General features: G+C 68.4%; 2 protein-coding genes. One reads left to right on the top strand and one right to left on the bottom strand.

Going from position 1 to position 1,915, the window contains the following annotated elements:
• Positions 1-1,071, bottom strand: a 1,071-nt coding sequence (locus ACFT2C_RS29035; RefSeq protein ID WP_377210573.1) for an IS701 family transposase, incomplete at its 3' end; no start/stop codon positions are given.
• An 86-nt stretch (positions 1,072-1,157) separates the two neighbouring features.
• Between ACFT2C_RS29035 and ACFT2C_RS29040 the strand changes: the two genes are divergently transcribed.
• Entirely contained in the window at positions 1,158-1,796 is a 639-nt protein-coding gene (locus ACFT2C_RS29040; protein ID WP_377210574.1) for a transposase family protein, read from the top strand.
• The last annotated feature ends 119 nt before the right edge of the window (positions 1,797-1,915 follow it).

Genomic DNA, 1,915 nt, shown 5'->3' on the forward strand with positions numbered 1-1,915 from the left:
TCTTGTAGAAGGCGAGGGCGGTGAGTAGTGATCGAGTCCGCAGTCGGACTTCGCGGTCTCGAAGCAGTCCTCGACCGCCCAGCGCAGACCCATCACCCGGATGATCTCGGCGACCGGGGTGCCGGTGCGGGCGTGGACGGCGAAGTAGGCGGTCTGGGACGGATCGCTGATGGAGCGGCGGACCAGCAGCAGGTGGACGAAGCCGCGGCGGGGGCCGTCGTTCTCGGTGCCGCCGGGCCAGGTGACCTCGGCCAGGGCCCAGTCGTAGCGGCGCCCGCCCTTGGTCCCGGTGCCGCACGAGCGGCGCTCGAAGCGCAGCGGGACACGCTTGGCCAGGGCATCGGCCCGCAGCGGTCCGGTCCCGTGTGTCACCACGGTCTCGTCCGCCGGTACCGCCATCACATACGGGATGCGGCGGCGCTCCAGTGCCGCGCGGAGCTTGCGGTCCTGGCCGTAGAGGCTGTCGGCGGCCACCCAGCCGAAGGGCACCCCCGCCCGCCGGCAGCGCTCCACCATCCGCCGGCCCAGTTCCGGCTTGGTCACCACCTCCCTGGCCCGGGGCCGGGGGATCTTCGCGTCCCGGCACCGTTCGGCGTCCTTGGTCCAGACGGCCGGAACGTACGCCTCCCGGTCGATCAACGCACGTCCGGTGTCGGTGGCGTACGCGCAGAACACCATGACCTGGCAGTTCTCAACCTGTCCGGTGATTCCGGCGTACTGCCGGGCCACCCCGGCCGACTTGGTGCCCTTCTTCAAAAACGCCGTCTCGTCCAGCACCAGCACTCCGTCCGGCCGCCCCAGATGAGCAGCGACGAACGAGCGCACGCAGTCCCGGAGCTGGTCGGCAAGCCACGTCGAGCGGGACAGGAACCACTGCACCCGGTCCGGACTCGCGTGCCCGACATGCTCCGCGATCTGCCAGCCGTTCTTCCGCTCGATGGGCGCGATGAGCGCCTTCAGATACGCCTCCGCCGTCCGCCGCCGGTCCACCCGGCCGAACACCCGGGCCATCGAGGCGAAGAACTCCTCGAACCAGCCCGACCACACCTGCACCGCACGCTCCGTCTCCATGAACAGACCAACGCGTCACACGCTCAACAGACACTCACGGCTGTAGTACCAGGCGGATGTGGGCGCTGGGGCTGTACAAATCGGTGGTGCTGGTGCTGTTCCTGCTGCGGCAGAACCCGGTCCAGTCAGCGGCGGCCGAGTTGTTCGGGGTCTCCCAAGCGACCGTCTCGCGCCGCTGGACTGTCCTGCTGCCGGTGGTGGAGAAGGCTCTGGCCAGGCATGTTCCCGATCCTGTCGGGGCTTCGGCCGGCCGTGTCGTGCTGGTCGACGGAACCCTGGTACCCACCTGGGACTGGGCGAGCGAGGGCACCACGATGTTCTCCGGCAAGCACCGCGACACGGGCTTCAATCTGCAGGTTGCCGCCACGCTCACCGGGGACCTGCTCGCGGTCTCGTCGCCTGTTCCGGGCTCGCGCCACGACATGCACGCCTGGCGCCGGTCACACTTCCCCAAAGCCTTCGCCGAACGGGAGGGCATCGGCGATCTGGGCTACGTCGGCTCCGGACTGCTCACCCCACGGCGCAAGCCGCCGCGCCAGGAACGATCCACTGGGGACAAAGTGGCCAACCGTTCCATCAGCACACTCCGGGCCGCAGTCGAGCGGACCATCGCGCACCTGAAGGACTGGAAGATCCTCGCCACCCGCTACCGCGGCCCTCTCACCCGCTTCGCCCTCGTCGCCAAGACCGTCACCGCACTTGCCTTCTACAAGAAGGACTGGTGAAACCCCGTGAATAGGGCTCCCGGAGTGGCGGCCAGGAATAAAGACCATGGCCGATTTGTTTGCTTTGGCGTGGTTCGTATACCTGTGCAGTGTTCCTGCCAGCCCCTGGTCTACCGGGT

Source organism: Promicromonospora sp. NPDC057138 (genome assembly GCF_042670845.1).
Taxonomy (GTDB): Bacteria; Actinomycetota; Actinomycetes; order Actinomycetales; family Cellulomonadaceae; genus Promicromonospora.